The sequence below is a fragment of the Arthrobacter sp. ok909 genome (genome assembly GCF_900104405.1).
GTDB lineage: Bacteria > Actinomycetota > Actinomycetes > Actinomycetales > Micrococcaceae > Arthrobacter > Arthrobacter humicola.
Map to the genome: position 1 here is coordinate 58,123 of NZ_FNJS01000007.1, position 26,247 is coordinate 84,369.

Consider the following 26,247-nt stretch of genomic DNA (forward strand, 5'->3'; position numbering starts at 1 on the left):
TCCAACGTTACCTTTCGCCGGGCCCGCGCGGGCGGCGCCGGGCGACCGCCGCGTCGACAACTAGGGCGAGCATGAGCAGAAATGCCACCGGGAGCCCGTAGAGGGCCACCGAGGTAATCCAGACGGGCGCCACGACATGGTTGAACGCCAGGGCCATGACAGCGCCGACGGCGACGAGGGACAGCACGGCAATGGCGGCCGCAAGGATCATGAAGGGCCGCCGGTAACGCGTCAGTGTCATGAGGGCAACGCTAACAGTCCGGCCTCGCCCGCGCCTCACGCCGCTAAAGTGAACAAGGCAGGATAACCTTGGAGATACAGACCAACACGGTCCGGGCAGTCATACCCTGAACCCGCGTATCCATGCGGATGCGGTGACCGCCGGCCGTGTCCCCGCAGAACGAAGAAGGTTGATTACGTGCCTACCGGCAAGGTCAAGTGGTATGACAAGGAAAAAGGCTTCGGATTCCTCGCTGGCGAGGACGGCCAGGAAGTCTTCCTGCCCAAGTCCGCGCTGCCCGAGGGCGTCACGGACCTCAAGGCCGGAACGCGCGTTGAATTTGGGGTAGCCGACGGCCGCAAGGGGGCCCAGGCCCTCGGCCTGCGGGTGCTGGACAAGACGCCGTCCATCGCCAAAGCAAAGCGGCCCAGCGCCAAGGACCTTGCCCCGCTGGTCCAGGACCTCGTCAGCGTGCTGGACAACCTGTCCGGAACCCTGTCCGCGGGCAAGTACCCGGAAGGCAACAAGGGCAAGGCGATTGCAGCCGCCCTGCGTAAGGTTGCCGACGAGCTGGACGTATAAGGCTCTTGATGACTCAGGAACCTGATCAGTTGCCGGCGCCGGATGCCGGATCCAAAGTGCCGGCCGGATCCAAGGGAACCGGCCCGAAGCAGGGGTCCCGCCCTCGCGCCGGCGTGCCGGCCTGGCGCACCGGCAAGCCTGACGCCTTCCTGGCCGCCGCCGTCGACGTTGCCCGCGCCGCCGTGGAAAGCATTGCCCCCGCGGAGCAGATCGGCGAGCACCTCGGTGCCCGCAGCGAAGGAGACCGCCTGGTGACCCATCTGTTCGAATCCAGGCTGCCCGGGTACCTGGGCTGGCAGTGGTACGCCGTTCTGACCCGCAACTCGCGGTCCAAAGTGGTGACGGTCGACGAGCTCGGCCTGCTGCCCTCGGAAGACTCGATCCTGGCGCCGGCCTGGGTCCCGTGGGCTGAACGGGTCCGCCCTGAAGACGCGCAGACGGACGAGGCCGAGGAGGCGCCCGGCGCCCAGGCGCCGTCGCAGGGGCACGACGCGGAGCACGACGTCCAGCACGACGTCCAGCACGACGGCGATGCCCAGGCCGCCAGCGAGCAGGATGACGACGAGCAGGACGACGACGAGCAGGACGCCAACGAAGAAGACGCCGCCGAGTACGACGCCGAGGACGCTCGGGAACCCTCCACCGACGAGGCCGACTAGCGGTTGGAAGCGTCCGGGAGAGTGCATAGCGAGGGCTGGGCCTGATGTCCACGTTCAAATCCCTGCACATCCTGAACTACCGGATCTGGTTCGTCGGCGCCCTCATTTCCAACATCGGCACCTGGATGCAGCGCACCGCCCAGGACTGGCTGGTGTTCGCGCATCTGACGGCGCACGACGCCGGCGCGGTAGGCATTACGATGGCCCTGCAACTGGGCCCGCAGCTTTTCCTGGCCCCCGTGGCCGGACTGGTCGCGGACCGCTTCAACCGTAAACGGCTCCTGGTCCTGACCCAGTCCGCGATGGCGCTGCTGAGCGCCGGGCTGGGCATCCTCGTGATAACGGGCACGGCGCAGCTCTGGCACGTCTACGCCTTCGCCCTGCTGCTCGGCGTGGTCTCCGCGCTGGATGCCCCCGTCCGCCAGACCTTCGTCTCGGAACTGGTCCAGGACGACTACCTCCCCAACGCCGTGGCCCTCAACAGCGCCTCCTTCAACGTCGCCCGGATGATCGGCCCCGCTGTCGCCGGCGTGCTCACGGCCGTCGTCGGACCGGGCTGGGTCTTCCTCATCAACACCCTCACGTTCGCCGCGCTGCTGCTGAGCCTGGCGAAAATCCCGGCGGCATCGCTGCGCCGGCTGCCGCGGGCAGCGGCCGGCAAAGGCAGGATCCGCGAGGGGCTGCGCTATGTGAGATACCGTCCCGACCTTGTCGTGGTGCTCGTGGCCATCTTCATCGTGGGAACCCTGGGGCTGAATTTCGCCCTGTTCATCGCGGCCATGGTGGGCACCGAATTTGGTCTCGACGCGGGGGCCTTCGGCCTCATGAATTCGATCATGGCGATCGGCTCCGTCGCCGGGGCCCTGTTATCCGCTGGCCGAGGCACACCGCGCCTGCGGGTGATCTTCGCGGCAGCCGGGGCGTTCGGCGTGACCTCCGGCATCGCCGCCCTGGCTCCGAACTACTTCTGGTACGGCGTCGCGCTGGTGCCGGTGGGGCTGTTCGCGATCACCATGATGACGAGCGCCAACGGGTACGTCCAGACCACCACGGACCCTGTGATGCGAGGCCGCGTGATGGCCCTGTACATGGCGATCTTCATGGGCGGAACGCCCATCGGGGCGCCGTTCGTCGGCTGGGTGGCAAACATCGCCGGCCCGCGCTGGTCCATGGGCGTCGCGGCCGTTGCCGGCCTGCTCGCGGCCCTGATCGGGCTGCTGTGGATCATCCGGGCGAAGCAGCTGCGGCTCCACTTCAACCGCCGGGCCCGCGGGCTGCGGTACTTCCGCGTGGCAAGCCGCGCCACCGCAATTGGGGCCGGCGGATCCGGGGCCGGTGCAGCCGGCGTGGGCCCGGGCGCCCAGCCGGAGAACCTGCCCGGAAACGACGACGGCGCCGCACCGGCACGTGGCCGGGACGACGCCGTCGGACGCTGAGGCTACTTCTTGAGTTCTGCCACGACGAAGTCGATGCACTCAAGCAGCGCCGAGACATCGTCCGGTTCGATCGCCACGAACGTGGCGATGCGCAGCTGGTTGCGGCCCAGCTTGCGGTACGGCTCGGTGTCGACGACGCCGTTGGCGCGGAGCACCTTGGCGATGGCCGCGGCGTCGATCGATTCGTCGAAGTCGATCGTGGCGATCACGTTGGAGCGGTCCTCGGCCTTGGCGACGAACGGCGTGGCGTAGCCGGACGCCTCGGCCCAGCGGTAGATCCGGCCGGCAGAATCCGCGGTCCGGGCGGAGGCGAAGTCCAAGCCACCGTTGGCGTTGAGCCACTGCACCTGCGCATCCAGGGTGACCAGGGTGGCCAGCGCGGGGGTGTTGTAGGTCTGGTTCAGCCGGGAGTTGTCGATTGCGGTCTGGAGGTCCAGGAAGTCGGGGATCCAGCGGTTGCTGGCCTTGATCCGAGCCGCCCGCTCCAGCGCCGCCGGGGAGAACAGGCCAAGCCACAGGCCGCCGTCGGACGCGAAGTTCTTCTGCGGCGCAAAGTAGTAGACGTCGGACTCGGCCACGTCCACATCCAGTCCGCCTGCGGCCGACGTCGCGTCCACCAGCACCAGTGACCCTTCGTCGGCGCCCGCTACGCGCCGGACGGGGGCGGCCACGCCGGTGGACGTCTCGTTCTGCGGCCACGCGTATACGTCGACGCCGGCCTCGGCGTGGGCGGTGGGGCGGGTGCCGGGCTCGGCCTTGATGATGGAGGATTCGCCGAGGAACGGCGCCTTGTTGGTAGCCGAAGCAAACTTCGAGCCGAATTCTCCGAAGGACAGGTGCTGCGCCTTGGTCTCGACGAGTCCAAAGCTGGCAATGTCCCAGAATGCGGTGGAGCCGCCGACGCCGAGAATCACTTCGTAGCCCTCCGGGGCGCGGAAGAACTCGCTGAGGCCATTGCGGACCGAACCGACGAGGTTCTTTACGGGTGCCTGGCGGTGTGAGGTCCCCAGCAGCTTTGCCGACGCCGCTGCGAGGGCCTCCATCTGTTCCGGTCGGACCTTGGACGGGCCGGCGCCGAACCGTCCGTCCTTGGGCAGGAGGTTGGCGGGGATCGTGATGCTGGTGTCGCTCACAGTGGCTCCAATTTTCGGCTGGTTCGTAGCGTGGCTGGGAGGTGGCCTGGCCGGGACGGCTACAACGGACACCCCTTGTCATTCTGCCTTTTTTATTCTGCCTGACAGCCCCCGGCGATACGGAAAAGCCTCTGTCATAGTCCGGTCATTGAGACGGCCCCGAGGGGCCGGCCGGCGGGCGCCGGGGGAGCATCCGCAGTCCGGGCCAAAAATTATCCGGAGTAATTCAAAATAGGCTAGGCTGTTCTGCGAACGTACGGCGGATCTCGCCAGGGCGCATCCTTACACGCAGCCCGCACGCGGTACGGTGGGAATGACGCAAGGACTGCGCTCGAGGAGCTGAGCTGAATGACGGATCTGATTGATACCACGGAGATGTATCTCCGGACCATTCTGGAACTTGAAGAAGAAAACATCGTCGCCCTCCGCGCCCGCATCGCCGAACGACTCCGCCACTCCGGCCCCACTGTTTCCCAGACCATCGGCCGCATGGAGCGTGACGGCCTTGTGATTGTTTCCGGAGACCGGCACCTTGAACTGACCGAAACCGGACGGAAACGCGCCGTCGGCGTCATGCGCAAGCACCGCCTCGCGGAACGCCTGCTCGCCGACGTGATCGGGCTCGACTGGGCCTACGTCCACGAGGAAGCATGCCGCTGGGAGCACGTCATGAGTGAGCGCGTCGAGCGCAGGATCTTCGAGATGCTCGACCACCCGACCGTTTCGCCCTACGGGAACCCGATTCCGGGGCTCGCGGAACTTGGCGGCGCATCCTCGGGGGCCCACACGGACGGCGTCGTGAACCTTCTGGAGGCCATGGCCGGCTACGGTGCGGATTCGCGGATCACGGTCAACCGGCTCGCGGAGCCCATCCAGGTGGAACCGGAGCTTCTGGCCCAACTCGACGAGGGCGGAATCCGCCCCGGGGCGCTTGTCTCGCTGGAGCGGGTGGGGGAGTACATCTCGGTCCGGGTCCCGGATATCGAGGGCGCCTTGGAGTTGCCGCCAGAGGTCGCCGCGCATGTCTTTGTAACAGTCGTCTGACCAGCCAAAACGTCACCGTCATGGGATGACCCATGAGTTCTGCACAAACGCGATCACGGATTTATCACCGGGCGGCTTAATCGCCTATAGTTAGTGCCCTGTACCGATACCAAAGCGTTACCTGATCCGAAGCCGAGCCCTGCCAGCGGATCAGTCGCAGAACCACCTCCTGGCAGGGGCGGGGGAACCACTATCGGCTGCTTCTTCGGCAGCCTTGGGGTGAAGTCCGTCAGCGGCAAGCAGCTTCCACCGAGGACCCCCAGCGGATGCCTCTGTGGCTGGATGCTTGCAACGGCGGACCGGGTCTTTGATCTCTCTGACTCGAATCCGACAGCTAACTTCGCAGGCTCTCCAGAGAGGAACCGTTCTTGACCACCCAGACCGCCAGGGGCCGTCGCCGCGCAACCGGTCCCGCTCCGGAGCCGCGTCCCGGCGTCGCGTATACGGCCGAACGCCCGCGCGACCCGCACCGGGACGAGCGCCGCAGCCGCCGCAGTCCGTTCCGTCAGGTAACGGATTTTGCCGCCGCCAGCGGCGTGGGGCAGAAGGCCGGCATCGCACTGGCCGCGGCTGGTCTGGTACTCACGGTGACGGTCCCCGTTACCAGCCCGGTCATGGCCTCGAACGCGGACGGATCGGGCACGGTCTCGGCCGCAGCGCAGCCGGATGTCACGGCTGCCGCCGCCGCAAAGCTCGATTTCAGCCGGACGGCCGTCGCCACCAAAGGCGACCCGGACGGGAAGCTCAAGCAACTGCTGAGCGCCCAGTCCGTCGGCAGCATCACCCGCGCGGCTTCAGCCGGCACGCTGGGTCCGCCGCTGGACCAACTGATCACGGCATCGCCGTTCGGCTACCGTGTGAGCCCCATCACGGGCGGTCCGGGGGAGTTTCACCGCGGCCAGGATTTCGCCGCCCAGTGCGGCACGCCGGTCCACGCCGCCGCCAGCGGCACCGTGACCTTCAACGGATGGCACCCCTACGGCGGCGGCAACCGTGTGGTCATTGACCACGGCAACGGTCTGGAGACCACGTACAACCACCTGTCGTCGTCCTCGGTGAAGGTCGGCCAGAAGGTCTCCCGCGGCGATATCGTCGCGCTGAGCGGGACCACCGGCGCCTCCACGGGCTGCCACCTCCACTTTGAAGTGATGGTCAACGGCGACGTCGTTGACCCCCTCGGCTGGCTCTAATAAAGACGATGGACAACTCTCAAATTCCCGGGACACGCCGTGATCTGAATGTGACATTGGGTCCGGAGTCCTGTAGAGTTTGAAGCACGCCAACTTTTCCGAAGTTGGCGCTCTTGAGTGGATTGCCTAGCTCTGCCACCGCTCAAGGTCCGTTCGCATTACATCGTCTGGCAGGGGCGGGGGAACCAATTTTGGCCTTCGAAAGAAGGCCTAGGGGTTAAGTCGCAACGCTTCCCAGGAAGCAGCGCGGCCGGGTGACTCCCATCCGAATCCGACAGCTCACCTCGTAGGCATTGGGAGAGGCTACTTTCGTGTCTTCACGCCACAATGCTGCGCGTATGCGCACTGGCGCGGCTCTTTTGAGCCCGCTGACATCCACATCACGTGCCGCCCTTGCCGGCGCCCGGATGGGATCACGTTCCGCTGGCTCATTCTCCACCGAGTCCGGACAGCATGCAGTTCCCGCTTTTGGCGCGTCTTCGCAGTACACCCTTCGCTAAGTAACCCATTTCGGGGCGATCCGGCGTACCCCCAAGATGCCGGAGCGTCCTCAGCCCGCGCCCAAAAACGCGCGGTCCAAGGATCACGAAAGAGAGAACTTAATGACTACTCGTGCAACCGTTGCACGGCACCGCGCCGAGGTCACCAAGACCAACTCGCTGGCTGTTATTGCCAAGGCAGTCGGCGACAACGCCGGCGGCATGGGCCGTCAGGCCGCGGTCATCGCCGCAGCTTCCGGTCTGGTTCTGACCAGCGGAATCGCAGCCAACGCTGCTGAGACCAATGTTCAGCGCGAATCCACCTCCGCTTCCGCCCTGGAAGTCCAGTCGTCGGCTCCGGCCACGATTTCGGCTGCTTCCACCATTGCGATTTCCTACGAGAAGCCCGCCGTGACCACGTCGCCGGCTCCCGTCGTCGAGGCTCCCAAGCCCGTCGTGCAGGTCCAGACCGCCGCAGCCACCCAGGCCGGCGGCGCCCAGGCCGGCGTCAACGGCGGCGCAGCTGCCCTGGCCCCTGCCGGAATCGGAAGCGGCGCCGGTGCAACTATCGCTGCCGCCGCCTATGCACAGCTCGGCGTGGCGCAGGACTGCACCGCCCTTGCCACCAACGCCCTGGCCGCGGCCGGTATCCACTACCACGGCTGGCCGGCAGGTTACCTGTCCCTCGGCCGCACCGTGAGCGCCGCCGAAGCTCGTCCGGGCGACCTCGCCTACTACCAGAACGGTGGCGTGGGCATGCCCCACATCGCTGTCTACGTCGGCAACGGCATGGCAGTCCACGGCGGCTGGAACGGCGGCACCACCGCTCTCTACAGCGTGAACGTCGGTTCCGGCCCGGTCTTCATCCGCGTCGGCGGCTAGGCGCAAGCCCCCCGCACTTTCAAAGACCCCCGCCTCTTGAGGCGGGGGTCTTTCGTGTTACCGGGGCATGAATTTTCCGCGCTGGGGGCCGCACCGCCGAAAAAACATTCGGTGATCTGGCAGTTGAGTGTTTACTCTTGTCTTGTCGATCCATAGCCCGACCATGCACAGGGCAGCCGGCCCTCGTGCCCCTGGCGGGTGCGGCCGTGAAGAGGTATGCGGATGCGCACTCTCGTTCTGAATGCTGGATATGAACCGCTGGCGGTCATCACCTTCCGCCGGGCGCTCGTCCTTGTCCTGACCGGAAAGGCAAGCGTGGTGGCTGAAGGGGACGACCCCGTTGTCGGCCCGCAGGACATACTGGGCCGCCCGTCCGTGATCCTCCTGAACCGCTACATCCGGCCGCGGTACAACACGATGACGGCGGTCAGCCGCCGCGGCGTGCTCCGCCGCGATGCCCACCACTGCGCGTACTGCGGCAAGGCAGCCCACACGATCGATCACGTCCAGCCCAAGTCCCGTGGCGGCGCCGATTCTTGGGAGAACCTCGTGGCCGCCTGCCTGCGCTGCAACAATGCCAAGGGCGACCACACGCCGGCAGAGATGGGCTGGAAACTCGGATTTGTACCAGGTCCCCCGAAGGGCACCATCTGGCAGATCAAGGAACTCGAGAAGCCTACCCCCGCGTGGGATCCGTTCCTGCTGCCGGAATCGGCCGCCTGACCTACCTCTTGACCTACCGCTTGAACCGCTGCCCCGGCTGCTGCCCTAACCGTGGCCGTGGCCGTGGCCATGGCCGCGACCCCGGGCCCCGCCCGTGGCGCCCGAGCCTCCGGGCAGCTCGCGCCGCGCTAGGCTGATCCGGTGGAGTTCGATGCCATCATTCTCGCCGGCGGAAGGTCGGCCCGCCTGGGCGGTGTGCCCAAGTCGCGGCTGACTTACGACGGCGCCACCCTGCTTGAGCGGTCGCTGCGCGCCGCGGGCGGTGCCCGCCGCGTCGTCGTCGTCGGTCCTGACCCCGGGGACCTGCCCGCCGGGACCCTGAACTGCCGGGAAGACCCGGCGTTCGCGGGGCCCGCCGCCGCGATCGCCGCGGGACTGAACGCGCTGGCCGCCGAGCACGCCGGCCGCTCCGACGCCGGCGCTCCCGCGCCGTTCACCCTTGTCCTGGCCTGTGACATGCCCCGCTCGGCCGCCGCGGTCCGCGCCCTGGCCGGGACGCTGGCGGAGATGCTGGCGGAGGCAGTGACTGAAACGGCGACCGAGAACCTGGCAGAGGCCGGGGACGCGGCGCCAGCCGCGGATCAGCCGGGGCAGGCGGGCGACGGCGTCATGGCCGTGTCGGCCGACGGCCGGAAGCAGCCGCTCGCCGGGCTTTATGGCACGGCTGCGCTACAACGAAGTGCCGCGGACGCCGCGCGTGCGGGCAGCCTGGAAAACGCGTCCGTCTTCGCCCTTCTTGCTAGGCTGGACGTGCGGGAAGTTCGCGTTCCCCCCGGTTCCACGGATGACGTTGACACCTGGGATGACGCTTCCGCGCTAGGGGTATCCGGCAGGATTTCAGACCCCGGTCCGGGTTCCGGGCCGGAACTCCCCAGCTGAACTCGACCATGGAGGCAAACGGTGAAAAGCCAGGATGAAACGCTTGAAGACTGGTGCCGTGCCCTGCTCCAGGCCCTGGAGTTGGAAGGCGTTGAGATTGACGTGAACGAGGTCCTTGCCCTGGCAGGCGTAGCCGCGCACTCGGTGGTGCGACCGGCGGCTCCGCTGACCACGTTCATCGCAGGCTTTGCAGCAGGCCTGGCTTCCGGCTCCGGGAAGGCCTCGGACGCCTCGTCCATGCAGGCCGCCATGGCCGTAGCCCGCCGGCTCGCCACAGACTATGCAGCCGCCGAAGCTTCCGGGGCATGACGCCTGCGGCCCCAGACGGCAGCGGACCCGCCAGCGTCCCCCGCGGGGATAACGTCGCTGACGGCGTCGGGGACAACCTTGAGGACGGCCTGGAGGCCGTCCCCGGCGACCCCCAAGCCGGTGCCCTGGACGCTCCCGCACCGGACTCTGCCGGGCCGGACTCTGCTGGCCAGGACATTGGCGGGCCGGACATTGCCGGTCACGACGCCGCCGAACCGGACAGTGCCGGCCAGGACGGTGCCGGCCAGGACGGTGCCGACGTACAGCACCGGCATCTGGCCCACACATGGCTGGAGGCCCGGCAGCTCGCCTTCGACTGTGCCACTCCCATCCCTGCCGCCCCCGTGCCGCTTCGGCAGGCCCTGGGTCGGACCCTGGCAGCGGACGTGGTTGCCCTGCAGGACATGCCGCACTACGCCTCCTCCGCCATGGACGGCTGGGCCGTCAACGGCAGCGGTCCGTGGATCCTGGCCGAGCCCAACCAGCGGCTGGCGCCGCACCAGGCCAGCCGGATTGCCACCGGCGGCCTCATCCCCGATGGGGCCAAGGCGGTGCTGCGCAGTGAAAGCGGCGTCATCGGCACCGACGAGGACGGACTGCCCGTCCTGAAGCTGGGCGGCAGTGCGAAGCCGGGGGATCCGCGAAATGGTGACCACATCAGGAAAGCCGGCGAAGAAGCGGCCGCCGGAGATGTTCTGATCAAACGTGGCACCGTCCTGAATCCGGCTCACCTGGCCCTCGCCGCGCTGGCCGGGAACGACACGCTGCCCGTGCTCGGCAAGGCCCTGGTCCGCCTCGTCCTCACCGGCTCCGAGGTGGTGACGTCCGGACTGCCGGCGCCCGGGCAAGTTCGGGATACGTTCGGTCCCCAACTGGCGGCAGCGGTGGGGATGCTCGGCGGCATCTGTACCGAAGAGATGAAAATCGGCGATACCTACACCGAATGGCTCGCCGCGCTTGAGGACGGGGAGCCCGTCCCCGCGGGCGGCGGCCAGTCAAGCGGTCCGTCAAGCAGCCAGTCAAGCAGCGCGTCAGACATCCCGTTCCGCGACGCGCCCGGCGGCAGGTCCGCTGCTCCGGCTGCCGATCCTGCCGCTGAAAGCCTGCCCGCCGACGTCGTGATCACCACCGGCGGCACGGGCCGTTCCGGAACTGACCACCTCCGGCGTTCGGTGGACGAGCTCGGCGGCCGCCTGCTGATCGACGGGATCGCGATGCGGCCCGGCCACCCTGCCGTGCTCGCCGAGCTGCCCGACGGCAGGTACATCCTCGGCCTGCCGGGGAACCCGCTCGCGGCCATGATGGCTCTGTCCACCATCGGAGCCCCCCTCCTCGCGGCCCTGGGCCACGGCTCTATTCCGCCGCTCAGCGAGGTCCCCTGCGGTTCAACAATTGACGCCGATCCCGGCCGGACTCGCCTCATGCCCTTCCGGCTGGTGTACGGCATGGCATCCCCGGCGCAACACACCGGCCCGGGCATGATGCGGGGCCTCGCCGCGGCCGACGGCGTACTGGTGGTCCCGCCCCACGGCGTCCAGTTGGGGGAACTGGTCCCCGCGTTCGCGCTTCCATGGGGCACACCACTCCCGGACGCCGCGGCGGCCTCCGGCGCACCCAAGCCGGCGCCGAAGCGGACAGCCAGGAAAACCTCGGCCAGCGACGGGCCGGTGGACTGGAGCGCCCTCCTGGGCTGAATTTCGAGGGCCAACCCCGGCCCCCGGCCTCTGCCGCGCTGGCTTCAGGGTCGGGCGCTTGCAATGATGGAACCAACGTAACGACCAAGAAAATCTCACACCATGTTGCTTAGGAGTATCGGATGGGCCGCGTGACACAGCGCCGCAAGGTGCACAAGATTGTCCTCGACGGTTCCCCGCAGGCCCTCGAATTCCCCGTCCGCCACCGGGAAGACGTCCTCGCCGTTGAGGAACCGCTGGAAATCCGGATCGGAAGCATGTCCTTCTCCGTCACCATGCGGACGCCGGGCAACGACTTCGACCTCGTCGCAGGGTTCCTGGTCTCGGAGGGGGTCATCTGGACCCCCGAGCAGCTGGTTTCGCTCAGGTTCTGTGCGGGCGAAAACGCCGACGGTGTCCAGACCTTCAACGTCGTGGAGGCCCAGCTCCGGCCCGACGTCGTCCGGCCGGAGACGGGCCGCAACGTCTTCACGTCCAGTTCCTGCGGCATCTGCGGGACCGACTCGATCGACGCCGTCCGCAAATCCTCCCACTACAGCCCGGCCGAGGACCCGCTGACCATCCCCGTGGAGACGCTGGCGGCCCTCCCGCAGGCCCTCCGGTCCGCCCAGGACGTCTTTGACGTCACCGGCGGAGTGCATGCCGCCGGACTCTTCAGGATCTCCGACGACGGCTCGGCGGACCTGCTGTGCCTCCGGGAAGATGTCGGACGGCACAACGCGGTGGACAAGGTGGTCGGCTGGGCGCTCCGCGAGGGCCTGCTACCGCTCCGGGGAACCGTGCTGCAGGTCTCCGGCAGGGCCTCATTCGAGCTCGTCCAGAAGGCATCCCTCGCCGGAATCCCGGTCCTCGCCGCCGTCAGCGCACCCTCCAGCCTGGCCGTCGAGCTGGCCGAGGCCAGCGGGATGACGCTGGCCGGGTTTAGCCGCCAGACCAGCCTGAACATCTACGCGGGCCAGCACAGGGTCGCCGTTCCGGCACCCGCAGCCGGCTAGCGTGACCGGCTGACGGCGGCACTTGGCCAAAAGGTTCCCCGCGACGTAAATTTTATCCATTGACTGGAGTCAATCGGGCCCGCCAGCGCTGACCCGCCAGCGCTGAAGAGGATCACATTGCACGACGACCGCCGTCTTACGGAAGTCCGGCTGGACCGCTTTTTGCGTGACCGCATCGCCCCCGCGGTCTACCCGCGCACCCTGCCCCTGACGCTGAGCAGCTGGGACGCACCGGACGAGCCCGTGCCCGCGCTGGAGGCCCTGCGGCACGAGTTCACGCCGCAGGAACACGGCGCGGCCTGGGGCCGGCCGTGGAGCACCAAATGGCTCCGGCTGCAGGGCGAGGTGCCGGAATCCTGGGGTACGGCGGACGGCACGTCGGTGGAAATCCTCGTGGACCTGGGGTTCAGCGGCGACCTCCCGGGCTTCCAGTGCGAAGGCATCGCTTGGCGGTCCGACGGGACCATCATCAAGGCGATTTCCCCACGGAACCAGTACATCCCGCTCAAGCTCTTGGGCGGCGGCATGGCCGTTGACTTCTACGTCGAAGCCGCGGCCAACCCCGACCTGTCCCAGAACTGGACCTTCGCCGCCACGCCCTACGGCGACAAGGCGACGTCCGGCAGCGAGCCGAAATACCGACTCGGCAGGATCGCCATCGCCGAGCTCAACCAGACGGTCTGGGAGCTGCAACAGGACATCCTCACGCTCAGCGGGCTCATGCACGAGCTCCCCACCGAGCTGCCCCGCCGCCACGAGATCCTGCGGGCACTCGAACGCATGCTGGACATCATGGACCCCGAGGACGTGGCCGGTACCGCAGAGGCCGGCCGGGCCGCGCTCGCCGGCGTCCTGTCCCGGCCGGCCTACGCCTCGGCGCACCAGCTCGTGGCCACGGGGCATGCCCATATCGACTCTGCCTGGCTGTGGCCCGTACGGGAGACCATCCGCAAGTGCGCCCGAACGTTCTCCAACGTCGTCGCGCTGATGGACCAGGACCCCGGTTTCATCTTTTCCTGCTCCTCAGCCCAGCAGCTCGCGTGGATGAAGGAGTACTATCCGGAGCTTTTCGGCCGCATCGTGGACAAGGTCCGGGCCGGCCAGTTCGTTCCCGTCGGCGGGATGTGGGTCGAATCTGACTCCAATATGCCCGGCGGGGAGGCCATGGCACGGCAGTTCCTCGAGGGCAAGAACTTCTTCCTGGCCGAGTTCGGCGTGGACTGCCAGGAAGCGTGGCTCCCGGACACGTTCGGGTACTCAGCGGCGCTGCCGCAGATCATCAGGGCCGCAGGCAGCCGCTGGTTCCTGACCCAAAAGATCTCGTGGAACCAGGTCAACAGGATGCCGCACCACACGTTCAACTGGGAGGGCATCGACGGCACCCGGGTGTTTACGCATTTCCCGCCGGTGGACAGCTACAACTCCGACCTCAGCGCCAGGGACCTGGCACACGCGGAGCGCAACTACCGCGACCACGGACGCGGAACCACCTCACTGGTTCCGTTCGGCTACGGCGACGGCGGCGGGGGACCCACGCGCGAAATGTTGGCCGCGGCGCAGCGCACGGCGGACCTGGAAGGATCCCCGAAGGTGCGGATCGGCTCGGCAGCCAGCTTCTTCACCCATGCCCAGGCCGAGTATGAGCCCCTGCCGGTCTGGGTGGGCGAGATGTACCTGGAACTGCACCGCGGCACCTACACCAGCCAGGCCAAGACCAAACGGGGGAACCGGCGCAGCGAGCACCTGCTCCGGGAGGCCGAACTCTGGAGTGCCACCGCGGCAGTGCGTGCCGGGCACAGCTACCCGGCGGCGGAGCTCAACCGGCTGTGGCGGCTGGTCCTGCTGCAGCAGTTTCACGACATTCTGCCCGGCAGTTCCATCGCGTGGGTCCACCAGGACGCCGAACGCAACTACGCGGCCGTCGAACGCGGTCTTGAAGCCATCATCACCGAGGCCGCGGGTGCGGCACTTGGCACCGGCAACCGGGAATTCCTCCTCAATGCCGCCCCACACGAGCGCCAGGGCGTGCCGGCCCTGGCCGCTGCCGAGCCGGTCCCGTCCGGGCAACCGGTGGCCGTCACGGAAGCGAACGGCGGCTACATCCTGGACAACGGCATCATCCGGGCCGTGGTGGACGCCAACGGACTGCTCGCCTCGCTCATGGACTATGCCACCGGGCGTGAGGCGATTGCTCCCGGGGAGTCCGGCAACCTCCTGGAGCTGCACCGGGACACACCGAATGAATGGGACGCGTGGGACATCGACGCCTTCTACCGCAGGAACGTCGTCCGGCTGGTGGAGGCGCGATCGGTCGCACTGCAGCGCGGCCCCGGTCCGGAAGGCCTGAACGCCGTCGTCGTGGTGGAACGGATGGCCGGCTCCTCGGCCGTGACCCAGCGGATTGCGCTCGCGGCCGGTGCTGACTCCCTGGCGATCTCCACCGTCGTGGACTGGCAGGAAAGCGAAAAGCTGCTCAAGCTCGGCTTTGCCCTGGACGTCCGGGCGGACCGCTCTGCGGCGGAGACGCAGTTCGGGCACGTGTTCCGCCCCACGCACCTCAACACGTCGTGGGAGGCGGCGAAATTCGAGATCTGCGCCCACCGCTGGATCCACGTCGCCGAGCCCGGCTACGGGGTGGCCGTTTCCAACGCGTCCAGCTATGGCCACGACGTCACCCGCAACGTCCGGGAGGACGACGGCGGGACCACCACCACAGTGCGGGTCTCGCTCCTGCGGGCGCCGAAGTTTCCGGATCCCGGCGCGGACCAGGGCAGGCACGAGCTCCGGGTCACGATCCGGCCGGGTGCCAGCATCGCCGACGCCGTCGAAGAGGGGTACCGCACCAACCTGGCACCGCGGCTTGCAAGGGGAGCCCGCGGGGTTGAACCGCTCTTCACCGTGTCCAACGAAGCGCTCGTCATCGAGGCCGTCAAGCTCGCCGAGGACGGCTCCGGCGACGTGATCGTTAGGCTGTACGAATCACTGGGGGAGCGGTCCACGGGCCTCGTGACGGCGAACTTCCCGCTGACCGGAGTGCGCGCCGTGGACCTGCTGGAGCGGCCCGTCGATGCGCCGGGCGTGACGGCTGCCCTTGATTCGGCCGAGCTCACGCTGCGCCCGTTCCAGCTGGTCACGCTGAGGTTTGTGCGCTGAGGTTTGTGCGCCGAAGGCGAGGCAAAGAGACGCTGTGGCGCTGCCTTTGGGGCAACGGGAACGACCGGGGTTCCGGCCAAAGCACCGTTAAACAGGCTGAGTGGGAGCGGTCCATGCGGACCGCTACCACTCATCCCCCCAATGGCGCTTGGGCGACTGCCTCTGCTTCGCACGGCTAAGTTCCGTACACAAAGCGAATGTCGCTTTCACACATTCATGATTCTTTCACGGTCTAATGATTTTGTGAATGCCCTACCCTTTGTTCTTGCGGAATGTTGCGCGAGCGTTACCAGGCCCCTGTGCAGCGACCCCGGAGAACCAGAACAGGCCCAGCCCCAGGACATAGCCCACAACGGCCAAATAGTTGACCGTTTGCTGCGCGAGGGTCCAGGTTTCCGGGGCGAAGGAGGCGGGGACGCTGACGGCGGTGGCGACCGCTCCGACGCAGGTCAGCAAGGCCGCGGCACGCACCAGCCGCGGCAGTTGGCTGCGGGTGGTGGCCAGCAACGCCGGCAGGAGGGCGAGGGAGACAAAGCCCGGATAGGTGCGCCCGGCCGCAGCGTAGAACGGGGCCAGGACGGCGTTACGTCCGCCGTTGTCCGTTATGTCCAGCAGGCCGGCCGAGGACCCGCGGGTATCCATGAGGAAGAAGGTGGCCGCCACGGCGACGGCGCTCGCGGCCAGGGCCCAGCGTCCGGCCGGGCCGGCAATGAGGCGGTAGCCCCGTGGGTCCGCGAGCCCCCTGGCCACCCGCAAGCCGACCAGCAGCACCGCCGCGAACACGAGGAAGCGCAGGATGAGGTGGGTGAGGTTCCAGCCGCCCAGAACCCCGTCGATCGCCTCGTAGGGCCCGGCAACTGAGAGCAGGCTGCACAGCGTCGCAATCAGCAAGATTCCGAACACTGTCCTGTTCCGGCCCTGGATCGCATCCGGCACGCGCAGGAGGAGCACCACGGTGCATATGACCAAGGTGCCCCACTGGAGGGCCGCCATCATCCCGGGTTCGTCCACATCGTTCGCCTGTTCAGCCCCTGGACACTCAGGTGAAGTTAGCTTGCTTCTTCGGCGCCCGCACCGCAAGAGCCTTCGCAATCCAGACCAGGCACAGCCCCAGGACCAGGCACAGGATGGCGCTGTAGTTGAAGACAAACCGCAAGAATCCGAGGGGCGGCGGAATAACCGGGGACAGCAGGCTCAGGGAAATCGCCACGGTACCGAGCGCCAGCAACGCCGCGCTGGACCGCACCAGGACGGGGAGCCTGCTGCGGAAGGTCCGCACCATGGCAGGGAACAGGGCTGCGGTGATGAACGCCGGATAGAGACGTCCGGCGGCTCCGTAGTACTCCACCAAGGCGGCGTTGTGGTGGTCCTTGGCAGCCACCCCGACCAGCCCGGCGGAGGACCCCGTGGTATCCATCATGAGGAAGACCGCGATGACGACGAGCGATGCCGCGGCGGCCACGGAGATTCCGACCGGGCCCGTGATGAGCCGTAAGGCGTCGGTGGCGCTGAACCCCCGCGCCACCCGGAGTCCAAGGAAGAAGATGGCGGCGAAGATGACAAAGCGGAGCACCAGGTTGGCGATATTCATGCCGCCCAGGGCCCGGTCCACCGCCAGATACGGGGCATCGATGCTGAGCAGGATCGCCAGGGTCATGAGGGCAAAAATGGAGAACAGAGACCGGTTCTGGCCCCGGAGGGCGCTTGGAATGCGGGCGAGCGTGACGACGCCGCACACCGCGAGCGTGGTCCACTGCAGGATCCCGATCATCCGAGGTTCTCCCATATCTTCTCTGTTTGTGCTTGTTCCTGCTCCTGGCGTCGCAGCGATCTTCCGAGCGCTTGAAGCCGTTCGCCGGCCAACGACGCAAGTTCTCCGTCGGAGAGTGCATCCAACGCCGACTGCTTCGCCCCGGGCGGCCAGCCGGCTTCCTCCTCGGTGATCAAGCCGGTGGCGACAAGGCCGCCTGTGAAGCCTACGCCCGCCGCGCGGGAAGTCGCGACCGCCAGTTCGGGAGACAGTCTGTTGGCGGTGAGCTGGGCCGAATAGTTCTGCGGGGCGACTCCCGTGGCGGCCGAAACACGGTGACGCAACTCGCCGTCGTCGATCGCGTCCACCCAATTTCGGACGGAAGTGGCGTGCGGGGCCGGGCCCAGCCCGGGCGTCAGTGAACTGCCGCTGTCACCGTAGCCGCCGTAGGCCGGGGACGACCGGGAAATGACGGCGCGCAACAGGTCCATCGTCGCCACCTGGCTGACGAGCTCGGCGGGGGTCGGCGCTTGCGGCGACGTGGCCAGCTCCGCATAATGCTCGAAGGTGGCCAGCGCCGCCAAAGGGTTCAGATTCAGGGCCCGGCTGATGCTGACCAGTGTGGTTTCGGCCACTTTCCCGCGCACCAGTTGCTGGGCAAGCGTGGTGCGCTTGATCCCGGAGATCCTGCAGATATCGGCAGTGCTCGCCGACGGCGCAACCTGATGAAGCCAGAGTTGGAACGCCTTTGCGGGTAGGGGCATCTAGGGTTTCCTGCAGGGTCGGTTGTCAGCGCAGTTGGCAGTACTGCTTTCGGTCTGCGGTGGAGCTGCGGTGCCGGCGGCCCGCGTAGTGGCTTCGGGGTCTGGGATTTTGAGTAAGGTCCTGATTCAACTATGCTAAATGGTCGAACCCGCTGGTCCGTACACCCCCCAAGTCCGGACCGGCGGGTTCTTCTATGCCCGGTCCGTTTTCGGTCCGCCGGGACGACCGGATTTTGCCCGTCGGGGCGGCCCGTTCCGGGCCGGGGTGAGAGGATGAACTAATGACTGCAACCCTTGTTGCCAAGGACCTTTCCGGTGGTCACGATCACCGCACCCTCTTCTCAAAGCTCTCCCTGACAGTAGCTCCCGGTGACGTCGTCGGCGTCGTCGGTGCCAACGGCGCCGGCAAGTCCACCTTGCTGCGCCTGCTGGCCGAGGTGGACGAACCGCAGGAAGGCACCGTGAGCCTCGCCCCAGCGGACGCCTTTGTGGGCTGGCTGCCGCAGGAACACGAGCGGATTGCCGGCGAAACGGTGGCCGGCTACATCGCCCGGCGCACCGGCTGCGCCGAGGCGACCTCGGCCATGGAGTCCACCGCCGAGGCCCTGGGCTCGGGCGCCCCGGGCGCCGACGACGCCTACTCCCTGGCATTCGACCGCTGGATGGCCTCCGGCGCCGCCGACCTCGAGGACCGGATCCCGGCCGTGCTGGCTGACCTGGGCCTTGACGTGGGGCCGGACGCCGGGATGACGGGGCTCTCCGGAGGCCAGGCCGCGCGCGTTGCCCTGGCAGCCCTGCTGCTCAGCCGCTTCGACATTGTGCTCCTCGACGAGCCCACCAACGACCTCGACCTCAACGGGCTGGCCAAACTGGAGTCCTTCGTCCAGGGCCTGCGCGGCGGCGTGGTCCTGGTCTCGCATGACCGCGAGTTCCTGTCCCGCTGCGTGTCCACGGTGGTGGAACTGGACCTGGCCCAGAATTCGGTTGCGGTGTACGACGGCGGGTACGAGTCGTATCTGGAGGAACGCGCCGTGGCGCGCCGCCATGCCCGCGAACGCTACGAAGAGTTCGCCAACACCAAGGCCGACCTCGTCTCCCGGGCGCGCACGCAGCGCGAATGGAGCTCCCAGGGCGTCCGGAACGCGATGAAGAAGAACCCGGACAATGACAAGATCCGCCGGGCGGCCAGCACCGAGTCCTCGGAAAAGCAGGGGCAGAAGGTCCGTCAGATGGAATCCCGCATTGCCCGGCTCGAAGAAGTCGAAGAGCCGCGCAAGGAATGGCAGCTGCAGTTCAGCATCGGCGCGGCCCCCCGGTCCAGTGCCGTGGTGGCCACCCTGCGCGACGCCGTCGTGCGGCAGGGGGATTTCACCCTGGGCCCGGTAAACCTGCAACTGAATGCGGGGGAGCGGATCGGGATCACCGGTCCCAACGGTGCAGGCAAATCCACCCTGCTCCGGCTCCTGCTGGGAATCCAGCAGCCCGACTCCGGTTACGCCTCCATGGGTGCGTCCGTGGCCGTCGGGGAGATTGACCAGGCCCGCGGCCTGCTGGCCGGCGATCTGTTGCTGGGGGAGGCCGTCGAAGCCGTCCTGACCGAGCAGACCCCTGCCGAAGTACGCACCCTGCTGGCGAAGTTCGGCCTGAAGGCCGATCACACCAACCGGCCCGTCGACTCCCTCTCCCCGGGGGAACGGACCCGGGCCGCGCTGGCGCTGCTGCAGGCCCGGGGGGTAAACCTGCTGGTGCTGGACGAACCCACCAACCACCTCGATCTGCCCGCCATTGAACAGCTTGAAGAAGCACTGGACGGTTACGAGGGCGCGTTGCTGCTCGTCACGCACGACCGCCGGCTGCTGGAAAACGTCCGTCTTGACGTGCGCTGGAACGTCGAAAACGGCGTCGTCACCGAGTTGCACGCCGATGCCCCGAAAGGCAACATCACATGAGCATGGACCGGGTCGCCTGGAGCTCCCTTTACAACATCACCCGCGCCTCGAGCGGGTCCAAACCGTTCTCGAAGGAGACGCTGAAGCGTGTCTTCAGTTTTGCCCGCCCGCACCGCGGCAAACTGATCGCCTTCGTGCTGCTGTCCATCGTGATGGCCTTCCTGGCGGTCGCCACCCCGGTCCTCGCCGGGCAGGTGGTCGACGAGATCATTGCCCACGCGGATGCCGGAACGGTGATCTGGCTCGCGGTCCTCATCGCCATCGTGGCGGTAGCCGAGGCCGGAATCGGCCTTGTAACCCGCTGGATGTCCTCCACAATCGGTGAAGGCGTGATCGTGGACCTGCGCACCAAGGTCTTCGACCACGTCCAGAAGATGCCGATCGCCTTCTTCACCAGGACCCGGACCGGGGCCCTCGTGAGCCGGCTGAACAATGACGTCATCGGAGCGCAGTCGGCCTTCGCCGGCACCCTGTCCGGCGTCGTCAGTAACGCCGTGGCCCTCGCGCTGACCCTCGCGGTGATGCTCAACAAGTCGTGGCTCGTCACGGTACTTGCCATGATCCTGCTGCCGATCTTCCTGATCCCGGCCCGCCGGATGGGGTCAAAACTCGCCGATCTGCGGCGCGAGGCCGCCGAACACAACGCCGCCATGGGCACCCAAATGACCGAGCGCTTCTCCGCGCCCGGCGCCACCCTGGTCAAGCTCTTCGGCCGCCCCGACGAGGAGTCCCGCGAGTTCGCCCTCCGGGCCGGCCGCGTCCGGGACATCGGCGTCCGCACCGCCATGCTGCAGTTCACCTTCGTCACGGCGCTGACGCTCGTCTCGGCACTGGCCCTTGCCCTGGTCTACGGCCTGGGCGGCTTCCTGGCGCTGCAGGGGCAGCTGGCCGCGGGCGACGTCGTCGTGCTGGCGTTGCTGCTCACGCGCCTTTACGCGCCGCTCACCGCACTCTCCAACGCCCGGGTCGAGATCATGAGCGCTCTGGTCAGCTTCGAGCGGGTCTTCGAGATCCTGGACCTGAAGCCGCTGATCGAGCAGAAGCCGGACGCCGTGGCGTCCCCGCCCGGTCCGCTCTCGGTGGAGTTCGACGACGTCCGCTTCGCCTACCCCTCGGCGGACAAGGTCTCGCTGGCCTCGCTGGAGGACGTGCTGACCCTGGACACCCGCGGCGGCGAGGAAGTGCTGCACGGCATCAGCTTCCGGGTGGAGCCCGGCCAGACGGTCGCGCTCGTCGGCTCTTCGGGCGCCGGGAAGTCCACGATCGCGCAACTGCTGTCGCGCCTCTACGACGTCGATTCCGGCGCGGTGCGCTTCGGCGGAACCGAGCCCGGCACCGGGGTGGACGTTCGCGACCTCACCTTCGATTCCATGCGCGAGACCCTCGGCATGGTGACGCAGGACGGCCACCTGTTCCACGAGAGCATCGCCTCCAACCTGCGCCTGGCCCGCCCCGATGCCACCGAAGAGCAAATGTGGGATGTGCTGCGGCGGGCGCGGCTCGAAGACATGATCCGGTCGCTGCCCGATGGCCTGAACACTGTGGTGGGGGAGCGCGGCTACCGGCTCTCCGGCGGCGAACGGCAACGCCTGACCATTGCCCGCCTGCTCATCGCCCAGCCGCGGGTGGTCATCCTCGACGAGGCCACCGCCGCGCTGGACTCCACCAACGAGGCCGCCGTGCAGGAGGCGCTGGGCGCCGCCCTGGAGGGCCGCACCGCCGTCGTGATCGCCCACCGGCTCTCCACGATCCGCGCAGCAGACGCGATCCTCGTGGTGGAGAACGGCTCGATCGTGGAGCGCGGTACCCACAGCGAGCTCCTCGCCGCCGAGGGCCGTTACGCCGAGCTCTACCGGACCCAGTTTGCCGAGGCCAGCGCGGTGGCCCAGGAGGCTGTGCCCGGATACTAGGCCGGGGTTAGCGGTGACGGATCCCGACACCATGTGTCCCGGCGAGGAAATCGCCCCCGTGAAATGCTGGCGGCCGTCGCCGCCGGGCCTGTAGTCTCTGTTCACGGTGATGGATCCCGCCGGAACAGCAGGCGCGTCAGGTGCCGCTGTTCGAACCGCCGCCTGGCTAATGGTTCCTACCTTTGCTGATCCGAAGGTAGGTGAGCCGTGCCCGCACCCCCGCAACTCCGTCCTGCTGCGCCACGACCGGAGCGTCCCGAACGGCCGGGCCCGCGAGGGCATCCGGACCGCAACCGCGACCGCCGTGCTAATCAGACCGAACCAGGCGTACATGGCGGATCTCGGGTCCGGCTGCGGACAGCTGAAATCCGGGGCGCCGGCCCGCGGGGAACGTGTGGCCAAATACAATCGGCTCCTGGAAATCACAGCCAAGGACCCGTCCCTGCCGTACGGTCCGACCGGGACCTACCTCAACGACCCCAACGAGCCGACCCCATGTATCAGGAGCGCCCATGAATGAGCCCGACAACGAGACCCGGGCCGCCACCGGACCCGTCGCCTACGTCCCGCGGAAGATCACGGGACCGGTGCTGATGGGTGTGGTGCCAGGCCAGCCCCTCGCGGTCGCGCACCGGGCCGCGGAAATGGCCTTCAGCCTGAACGTTGAGCTGATCTGCGCCCACGTGGATGTCACCACCTACCTCGCCGAAGAACCCGACGGACGGGTCGAAGCCCGGCCGATTGATCCGGACGGCGTCGACGACGACATCGAAGGCATCAGCGCCGGTATCGCGGAACACCTCCGCGAGGCCCTGGGCGAGACCGGGATCCGGTGGTCCTTCCTGACCCTCTCCGGGGAGCCGGCACGGGCCCTGGGACGGCTCGCCGAGACCAGGGACGCGTCAATCATCGTCGTCGGCACCCGCGAACGCGGCTTTGGGGCCCGGTTCGAGGAGTTGCTGGTCGGTTCCGTGGCTGTCCATCTCACCCACCGTCAGCACCGGCCCGTGCTGGTGGTCCCGCTTGCTCCCCAGCCCCGGCACCATCCGAAGGAAGGCCGCTGATGGAACCGCCCGCCCGCGAGGCTGCGGCGGCAGCCGGCTCTTTCGGAAGGACCGCCGGCGCAGACGCCGGGACGCTCGGTGCGGCACGCGCCCACCCTCCGGTGCACCTGCACCCGGGGTTCGTGCTGGTGGTCATCGCCGGGGGTGTGTTTGGAGCCCTGGCCCGTTTCGGGCTCAGCAGCGTCCTGCCGTCCCCGTCCGGCTGGCCGCTGCCCACCCTGATCATCAACCTGACCGGCGCCTTCCTGCTCGGCGGCCTACTGGAGGCCCTGGTCCGCCGCGGTCCGGACGCCGGGAAGCTGCGGATCATCCGGCTGCTCGCCTGTACCGGTTTCATGGGCGCGTTCACCACCTACAGCACCCTGGCCCTGGAAACGAATGCCCTGCTTGGAGCAGGACGCACCACCGATGCCGTGCTCTACGTGGCGGCGACGCTGATCGGCGGCGCCGCGGCAACAGTGGCGGGGATCCGCGCCGCCGTCGGACACCACCGCAGGAGGGCCGCCCGGCACCGGGACACGGACCCGCACACCGGCCGGCAACAGCCCAACAAGCCCGGGAGGAACCGGTGAACGCCCTGACCATTGTCTTGCTCGGAATCGCCGGCGGACTCGGCGCGGGGACCCGCTTCGTGGTGGACGGACTGGTCAGATCCAGGCTCCGCACAGCCCTGCCCGTGGGCACCATCGCCGTCAACGTCACCGGCTCCTTCCTCCTGGGGCTGGTCGCCGGCGCCGTGATCGTCCACGCGGCACCGCCCGAGCTGCAGGCCATCGCCGGCACCGGATTCCTGGGCGGCTACACCACCTTCAGTACGGCCAGCTTCGAGACCGTCAGGCTCATCCAGGCCGGCCGCACGGGCCTGGCCCTCCTGAACGGCATCGGCACCGCCGCCGCCGCGGTTGGTGCCGCGGCAGCCGGCCTGGCCCTGGCCAGCCTGTTATGAGGCCGGACACCAGCCCGACAGTAGCCGAGAACCACCGCCAGGAGCACCGTTGCCGGACATGAGCCATCAGCCCCTCGAGGCAGCCCGGGCCGGGAAGGCCGGGCCCAACAGGCTCGGACCCATGGGGTTCGTGCTGACGTTCGGCGTGGTGAGCATGCTCGCCGACGTCGTCTACGAAGGCGCCCGATCCATCACCGGCCCGTTCCTGGCTACCCTCGGAGCCAGCGCGGTCATGGTCGGCTTCATCACCGGATTCGGGGAAGCCGTGGCCACGGTCCTGCGCCTTGGCACCGGCCCCCTGGCCGACAAGACCCGCAAGTACTGGCCGCTGACCATCGCCGGCTACACCCTGACCGTGATCGCCGTCCCGCTCCTGGCCCTCGCCAGCTCCCTGTGGCAGGCAGCCGCGCTGGTCATCATGGAGCGGTTCGGCAAAGCCGTCCGCACGCCCGCAAGGGACACCATGCTCTCCCACGCCGGGGCGGACATGGGCCGGGGAAAGGCCTTCGCCATCCACGAAGCCCTCGACCAGTCCGGGGCCCTGCTGGGCCCTTTGCTCGTCGGACTGATGATCGCCGTCTCGGGCTACCAGCTGGGCTTCGGCGTTTTGGCCGTCCCCGGCGCGGCCGCTCTCATCGCCGTGCTGCTGCTCCGCCGGGCCGCCCCGGAGCCACAACGATATGACACCCACGCCATCAACGAACCCGTGGCGGTCCCCGGCCTGGCACCGGCACGCGTCCCACTGCCAGCCCGCTTCTGGTGGTACAGCGCCTTCACGGCCGTATCGATGTTCGGGTTCTCCACCTTCGGTGTCATTTCGTACCACCTCGAAGTCCAAAAAGTCTTGCCCTCGGCACTGATACCGGTCACCTACGCCGTCTCCATGGGCGCAGCGGCGGTGGCCGCACTGGCCTCCGGGGCGCTCTATGACCGGATCGGGCTGCGCGGACTGCTCATCGCCCTGCCGCTGACCGCCGCCGTCCCCTTCCTGTCCTTCACAGCCACCCCGGCCCTCGTCTGGGCCGGAGCCGTGGTCTGGGGAGCGGCCTTGGGAATCCACGAATCCACCCTCCGGGCCGCGGTCGCGGACCTGGTCCCGGCCGCGCGGCGCGGGACCGGATACGGCATCTTCACCGCCATCTACGGCCTCGCCTGGCTCGCCGGGTCAACCATCATCGGCGCCCTCTACACGGCGTCGTACACCGGACTCATCACCTTCACCATCGGTACACAAGTTGTCGCGCTCATCGCCTTCATCCCCCTCCTGGGCAGCAAAGCCGGCAACGCCAGCGAACCCGCCCAGCCCGGTAAGAGCTGAGCCAACCCGAACACGGCGACGGAGTCCGTCGATCATGACGGATCAGGTGTGATGATCCCGGGCCCTCAGGCACCGCCGGGCCTATCCCGCTGACGGTTTGGCTGACAGTGCCGGCAGCACATGGTCCGTCAGCAGGGGGGCGAGGTCGCCGGGCAGTTCGCCTGCCAGATCCAGCCAGCGGATCTCGGCAATTTCCGCCGACGGCCGGGCGCTCCACACTCCCGGAGCCGTGAAGACGGTGGCCTCGATCTGGGTGGCCGCCTCGTTGGCGGCGTCCGCGAGCCAGCAGCCCAGCAGGTCCAGCCGGTCCGCGGCCAGGACGATCCCGACTTCTTCCCGGAGTTCGCGCACCGCCGCCTCCGCGGCCGTTTCGCCGGCCTCGGGTTTGCCGCCGGGGTGCATGAACTTGTCCGTGCCCCTTTTCCGGACGGTCAGGAGGCGTCCGGCGTCATCGAAGACGCAGACGGCGGAGACGACGATGCGGGGGTTCACTCTGAAAGCCTAGCGTCCGGCGCTGGATCGAGTTTCGTGTCCACTGCGGCGTCCAGCCGGCGCAGGACCGACTCCAGCAACTGGTCCTTGGCCGGCCCGGTGACGTCCCAGCGGTAGCCGCATTCGTCGGGCCCGGCCACGGTGTAGGTCACGCGGTACGTGTCGGGGTCGCACCAGTGCACGTCCCGGTTGGCCTGCCCCGCAAAGCCCATGCGGTGGAAGGGACGACCGTCCGGGAAATACACGTCCAGGACAGCCGGCGTGTCCGCCGGCCGTAGCAGATATTCCCGGCTCGCCGGCGCGGTGAACGGCGTGCCGTCAAAGGTGGCCCAGCGGACGGTGCCTTCTTCGCGCCAGTGCAGGCCGCCGTCGTCGCCATCCGTAAAACGGACGACGCCGGTGAAGGTTCCGCGGGTTCCGGTCTTGCGGTCCAGCAGCGTGCGGTCGACGGACCAGGAGCCGCGCAGGTAGGCGCGGAGGTCAAAGTCCGGAGCCGAATCCGGGGTTTCTTCCGGGGCAGGAAAGTTCAAGTGCCCTCGATTGGAATCGAACCAACGACACCGGCTTTAGGAGAGCCGTGCTCTATCCACTGAGCTACGAGGGCGGGCATCCGCGGCCGGCCACTGGCCGGCCCAGTCGGACACGGATACAAGCATACAAGGTGAGCGGGGGTACT

The 26,247-nt window shown here is 68.0% G+C and carries 25 protein-coding genes, 1 tRNA gene, 1 pseudogene and 3 riboswitches; of the genes and pseudogenes, 19 read left to right on the top strand and 8 right to left on the bottom strand.

Annotation, left to right across the window (positions count from 1 at the left end):
- Positions 1 to 7: 7 nt before the first annotated feature.
- Positions 8 to 241 carry a hypothetical protein gene (locus BLR03_RS07735; RefSeq protein WP_091251403.1) on the bottom strand — a complete coding sequence of 78 codons (234 nt, stop codon included), beginning with the start codon at positions 239 to 241 and terminating at the stop codon, positions 8 to 10.
- A gap of 177 nt (positions 242 to 418) precedes the next feature.
- Between BLR03_RS07735 and BLR03_RS07740 the strand changes: the two genes are divergently transcribed.
- Genes BLR03_RS07740 through BLR03_RS07750 form a run of 3 tightly spaced genes read left to right on the top strand, consistent with a single transcriptional unit; the run spans position 419 to position 2,897 of the window.
- Complete coding sequence (locus BLR03_RS07740) at positions 419 to 802, top strand: cold-shock protein (RefSeq protein WP_091251405.1); 384 nt, start codon at positions 419 to 421, stop codon at positions 800 to 802.
- An 8-nt stretch (positions 803 to 810) separates the two neighbouring features.
- Positions 811 to 1,461, top strand: a complete 651-nt coding sequence (locus tag BLR03_RS07745; protein ID WP_091251407.1) for a DUF3027 domain-containing protein — start codon at positions 811 to 813, stop codon at positions 1,459 to 1,461.
- Between the two features lie 44 nt (positions 1,462 to 1,505).
- The gene (locus BLR03_RS07750; RefSeq protein WP_091251409.1) at positions 1,506 to 2,897 is read left to right on the top strand and encodes an MFS transporter; all 1,392 of its coding nucleotides are present in this window, start codon (positions 1,506 to 1,508) and stop codon (positions 2,895 to 2,897) included.
- A 2-nt stretch (positions 2,898 to 2,899) separates the two neighbouring features.
- Here the strand turns inward: BLR03_RS07750 and serC are convergent, their stop codons facing one another.
- Positions 2,900 to 4,030, bottom strand: a complete 1,131-nt coding sequence (gene serC / locus BLR03_RS07755) for a phosphoserine transaminase (RefSeq protein WP_091251411.1) — start codon at positions 4,028 to 4,030, stop codon at positions 2,900 to 2,902.
- A 348-nt stretch (positions 4,031 to 4,378) separates the two neighbouring features.
- Between serC and BLR03_RS07760 the strand changes: the two genes are divergently transcribed.
- From BLR03_RS07760 to BLR03_RS07795, 9 genes are all read left to right on the top strand, one after another.
- Positions 4,379 to 5,074, top strand: a complete 696-nt coding sequence (locus BLR03_RS07760; protein ID WP_091251412.1) for an iron-dependent transcriptional repressor DtxR — start codon at positions 4,379 to 4,381, stop codon at positions 5,072 to 5,074.
- A gap of 150 nt (positions 5,075 to 5,224) precedes the next feature.
- A riboswitch (cyclic di-AMP (ydaO/yuaA leader) is annotated at positions 5,225 to 5,438 on the top strand.
- A 4-nt stretch (positions 5,439 to 5,442) separates the two neighbouring features.
- On the top strand, positions 5,443 to 6,264 hold the full coding sequence (locus tag BLR03_RS07765; protein ID WP_091251415.1) for a M23 family metallopeptidase: 822 nt from the start codon (positions 5,443 to 5,445) through the stop codon (positions 6,262 to 6,264).
- A 123-nt stretch (positions 6,265 to 6,387) separates the two neighbouring features.
- A riboswitch (cyclic di-AMP (ydaO/yuaA leader) is annotated at positions 6,388 to 6,571 on the top strand.
- A gap of 295 nt (positions 6,572 to 6,866) precedes the next feature.
- Positions 6,867 to 7,625, top strand: coding sequence for an NlpC/P60 family protein (locus BLR03_RS07770; protein WP_091251416.1), 759 nt, complete (start codon positions 6,867 to 6,869; stop codon positions 7,623 to 7,625).
- 222 nt (positions 7,626 to 7,847) lie between these two features.
- Entirely contained in the window at positions 7,848 to 8,348 is a 501-nt protein-coding gene (locus tag BLR03_RS07775; RefSeq protein WP_091251585.1) for an HNH endonuclease, read from the top strand.
- A 141-nt stretch (positions 8,349 to 8,489) separates the two neighbouring features.
- Positions 8,490 to 9,227 (top strand): molybdenum cofactor guanylyltransferase, encoded by a 738-nt coding sequence (locus BLR03_RS07780; protein WP_175460448.1) that lies wholly within the window; start codon positions 8,490 to 8,492, stop codon positions 9,225 to 9,227.
- 21 nt (positions 9,228 to 9,248) lie between these two features.
- On the top strand, positions 9,249 to 9,536 hold the full coding sequence (locus BLR03_RS24350) for a DUF6457 domain-containing protein (RefSeq protein WP_175460449.1): 288 nt from the start codon (positions 9,249 to 9,251) through the stop codon (positions 9,534 to 9,536).
- Complete coding sequence (locus BLR03_RS07785; protein WP_254788271.1) at positions 9,533 to 11,230, top strand: molybdopterin molybdotransferase MoeA; 1,698 nt, start codon at positions 9,533 to 9,535, stop codon at positions 11,228 to 11,230. Before BLR03_RS24350 ends, BLR03_RS07785 begins: the two co-directional genes overlap by 4 nt.
- 122 nt (positions 11,231 to 11,352) lie before the next feature.
- Positions 11,353 to 12,225 carry a formate dehydrogenase accessory sulfurtransferase FdhD gene (gene fdhD / locus BLR03_RS07790; protein WP_091251418.1) on the top strand — a complete coding sequence of 291 codons (873 nt, stop codon included), beginning with the start codon at positions 11,353 to 11,355 and terminating at the stop codon, positions 12,223 to 12,225.
- Between the two features lie 117 nt (positions 12,226 to 12,342).
- Positions 12,343 to 15,378, top strand: a complete 3,036-nt coding sequence (locus BLR03_RS07795) for an alpha-mannosidase (protein WP_091251420.1) — start codon at positions 12,343 to 12,345, stop codon at positions 15,376 to 15,378.
- Between the two features lie 252 nt (positions 15,379 to 15,630).
- Here the strand turns inward: BLR03_RS07795 and BLR03_RS07800 are convergent, their stop codons facing one another.
- From BLR03_RS07800 to BLR03_RS07810, 3 genes are read right to left on the bottom strand one after another with little or no spacing between them, the layout of a single operon-like run.
- Positions 15,631 to 16,389, bottom strand: a complete 759-nt coding sequence (locus BLR03_RS07800; RefSeq protein ID WP_091251422.1) for a hypothetical protein — start codon at positions 16,387 to 16,389, stop codon at positions 15,631 to 15,633.
- Between the two features lie 28 nt (positions 16,390 to 16,417).
- Complete coding sequence (locus BLR03_RS07805) at positions 16,418 to 17,149, bottom strand: hypothetical protein (protein WP_091251424.1); 732 nt, start codon at positions 17,147 to 17,149, stop codon at positions 16,418 to 16,420.
- Entirely contained in the window at positions 17,146 to 17,892 is a 747-nt protein-coding gene (locus BLR03_RS07810) for a hypothetical protein (protein ID WP_091251426.1), read from the bottom strand. Before BLR03_RS07810 ends, BLR03_RS07805 begins: the two co-directional genes overlap by 4 nt.
- Positions 17,893 to 18,173: 281 nt before the next feature.
- Between BLR03_RS07810 and BLR03_RS07815 the strand changes: the two genes are divergently transcribed.
- The 7 genes and pseudogenes from BLR03_RS07815 (at position 18,174) to BLR03_RS07845 (ending at position 25,079) form a co-directional block, all read left to right on the top strand.
- A complete protein-coding gene (locus BLR03_RS07815) occupies positions 18,174 to 19,841 on the top strand; it encodes an ABC-F family ATP-binding cassette domain-containing protein (RefSeq protein ID WP_091251427.1) in 1,668 nt (555 codons plus the stop codon).
- Positions 19,838 to 21,751 carry an ABC transporter ATP-binding protein gene (locus tag BLR03_RS07820; protein ID WP_091251429.1) on the top strand — a complete coding sequence of 638 codons (1,914 nt, stop codon included), beginning with the start codon at positions 19,838 to 19,840 and terminating at the stop codon, positions 21,749 to 21,751. The genes BLR03_RS07815 and BLR03_RS07820 overlap by 4 nt, the downstream gene beginning before the upstream one ends.
- 96 nt (positions 21,752 to 21,847) lie before the next feature.
- A riboswitch (Fluoride riboswitch) is annotated at positions 21,848 to 21,937 on the top strand.
- A gap of 142 nt (positions 21,938 to 22,079) precedes the next feature.
- Positions 22,080 to 22,271 (top strand): annotated as a pseudogene (locus tag BLR03_RS24870) (hypothetical protein); the annotation flags it as partial.
- A complete protein-coding gene (locus tag BLR03_RS07830) occupies positions 22,264 to 22,815 on the top strand; it encodes a universal stress protein (RefSeq protein ID WP_091251431.1) in 552 nt (183 codons plus the stop codon). The pseudogene BLR03_RS24870 and the gene BLR03_RS07830, both read left to right, overlap by 8 nt.
- The gene (locus BLR03_RS07835) at positions 22,815 to 23,387 is read left to right on the top strand and encodes a fluoride efflux transporter FluC (RefSeq protein WP_091251432.1); all 573 of its coding nucleotides are present in this window, start codon (positions 22,815 to 22,817) and stop codon (positions 23,385 to 23,387) included. The genes BLR03_RS07830 and BLR03_RS07835 overlap by 1 nt, the downstream gene beginning before the upstream one ends.
- Positions 23,384 to 23,761, top strand: a complete 378-nt coding sequence (crcB, locus tag BLR03_RS07840) for a fluoride efflux transporter CrcB (RefSeq protein WP_091251433.1) — start codon at positions 23,384 to 23,386, stop codon at positions 23,759 to 23,761. The genes BLR03_RS07835 and crcB overlap by 4 nt, the downstream gene beginning before the upstream one ends.
- A 58-nt stretch (positions 23,762 to 23,819) precedes the next feature.
- The gene (locus tag BLR03_RS07845; RefSeq protein ID WP_091251435.1) at positions 23,820 to 25,079 is read left to right on the top strand and encodes an MFS transporter; all 1,260 of its coding nucleotides are present in this window, start codon (positions 23,820 to 23,822) and stop codon (positions 25,077 to 25,079) included.
- Positions 25,080 to 25,160: 81 nt separating this feature from the next.
- Here BLR03_RS07845 and BLR03_RS07850 read toward each other — a convergent pair whose 3' ends face one another.
- From BLR03_RS07850 to BLR03_RS07860, 3 genes are all read right to left on the bottom strand, one after another.
- A complete protein-coding gene (locus BLR03_RS07850; protein WP_091251436.1) occupies positions 25,161 to 25,571 on the bottom strand; it encodes an NUDIX hydrolase in 411 nt (136 codons plus the stop codon).
- Positions 25,568 to 26,101 carry a DUF6314 family protein gene (locus BLR03_RS07855; protein WP_091251439.1) on the bottom strand — a complete coding sequence of 178 codons (534 nt, stop codon included), beginning with the start codon at positions 26,099 to 26,101 and terminating at the stop codon, positions 25,568 to 25,570. Before BLR03_RS07855 ends, BLR03_RS07850 begins: the two co-directional genes overlap by 4 nt.
- Position 26,102: 1 nt before the next feature.
- A tRNA-Arg gene (locus BLR03_RS07860) sits at positions 26,103 to 26,175 on the bottom strand.
- Positions 26,176 to 26,247: the final 72 nt, after the last annotated feature.

Bases quoted from the DNA above. Each gene is read 5' to 3' on its own strand.
- BLR03_RS07735 (WP_091251403.1), bottom strand. From the start codon at position 241: ATGACACTGACGCGTTACCGGCGGCCCTTCATGATCCTTGCGGCCGCC.
- BLR03_RS07745 (WP_091251407.1), top strand. From the start codon at position 811: ATGACTCAGGAACCTGATCAGTTGCCGGCGCCGGATGCCGGATCCAAA.
- BLR03_RS07750 (WP_091251409.1), top strand. From the start codon at position 1,506: ATGTCCACGTTCAAATCCCTGCACATCCTGAACTACCGGATCTGGTTC.
- BLR03_RS07760 (WP_091251412.1), top strand. From the start codon at position 4,379: ATGACGGATCTGATTGATACCACGGAGATGTATCTCCGGACCATTCTG.
- BLR03_RS07770 (WP_091251416.1), top strand. From the start codon at position 6,867: ATGACTACTCGTGCAACCGTTGCACGGCACCGCGCCGAGGTCACCAAG.
- BLR03_RS07775 (WP_091251585.1), top strand. From the start codon at position 7,848: ATGCGCACTCTCGTTCTGAATGCTGGATATGAACCGCTGGCGGTCATC.
- BLR03_RS07785 (WP_254788271.1), top strand. From the start codon at position 9,533: ATGACGCCTGCGGCCCCAGACGGCAGCGGACCCGCCAGCGTCCCCCGC.
- fdhD (WP_091251418.1), top strand. From the start codon at position 11,353: ATGGGCCGCGTGACACAGCGCCGCAAGGTGCACAAGATTGTCCTCGAC.
- BLR03_RS07805 (WP_091251424.1), bottom strand. From the start codon at position 17,149: ATGATCGGGATCCTGCAGTGGACCACGCTCGCGGTGTGCGGCGTCGTC.
- BLR03_RS07810 (WP_091251426.1), bottom strand. From the start codon at position 17,892: ATGCCCCTACCCGCAAAGGCGTTCCAACTCTGGCTTCATCAGGTTGCG.
- BLR03_RS07815 (WP_091251427.1), top strand. From the start codon at position 18,174: ATGACTGCAACCCTTGTTGCCAAGGACCTTTCCGGTGGTCACGATCAC.
- BLR03_RS07820 (WP_091251429.1), top strand. From the start codon at position 19,838: ATGAGCATGGACCGGGTCGCCTGGAGCTCCCTTTACAACATCACCCGC.
- BLR03_RS07830 (WP_091251431.1), top strand. From the start codon at position 22,264: ATGAATGAGCCCGACAACGAGACCCGGGCCGCCACCGGACCCGTCGCC.
- BLR03_RS07835 (WP_091251432.1), top strand. From the start codon at position 22,815: ATGGAACCGCCCGCCCGCGAGGCTGCGGCGGCAGCCGGCTCTTTCGGA.
- BLR03_RS07845 (WP_091251435.1), top strand. From the start codon at position 23,820: ATGAGCCATCAGCCCCTCGAGGCAGCCCGGGCCGGGAAGGCCGGGCCC.